Annotated in this window: 1 protein-coding gene; it reads left to right on the forward strand. The window is 53.0% G+C overall.

Annotation, left to right across the window (positions count from 1 at the left end):
* The coding region (locus BFF42_RS19510; protein ID WP_039060271.1) for an IS3 family transposase at positions 1 to 534 on the forward strand (534 nt) is incomplete at its 5' end.
* Positions 535 to 640 lie beyond the last annotated feature (106 nt).

Genomic DNA, 640 nt, shown 5'->3' on the forward strand with positions numbered 1-640 from the left:
AGGCAGTTCGCCGTGACCGAGCCAAATCAGGTGTGGTGCGGTGATGTGACCTGTATCTGGACGGGTAAGCGCTGGGCGTACCTCGCCGTTGTTCTCGACCTGTTCGCAAGAAAACCAGTGGGCTGGGCCATGTCGTTCTCGCCGGACAGCAGGCTCACCATGAAAGCGCTGGAAATGGCATGGGAAACCCGTGGTAAGCCCGGCGGGGTGATGTTCCACAGCGATCAGGGCAGTCATTATACGAGCAGGCAGTTCCGGCAGTTATTGTGGCGATACCAGATCAGACAGAGTATGAGCCGGCGCGGAAACTGCTGGGATAACAGCCCAATGGAACGCTTCTTCAGGAGTCTGAAGAACGAATGGATGCCGGTGGTGGGTTACGTAAGCTTCAGCGAGGCAGCTCACGCCATAACGGACTATATCGTTGGATATTACAGCGCACTAAGACCGCACGAATATAACGGTGGGTTACCCCCAAACGAATCGGAAAATCGATACTGGAAAAACTCTAACTCGGTGGCCAGTTTTTGTTGACCACTTCACATGGACATTTGAAAGAGCCCGCTTTATGCGGGTTTTTTTATACCTGAAAAACGGCACAGGACGTTAAACGTGCTGGTGGTCAGATGAGTTTGCAGAT

It is taken from the genome of Shigella sp. FC1661 (genome assembly GCF_001712525.1).
Taxonomy (GTDB): domain Bacteria; phylum Pseudomonadota; class Gammaproteobacteria; order Enterobacterales; family Enterobacteriaceae; genus Escherichia; species Escherichia coli.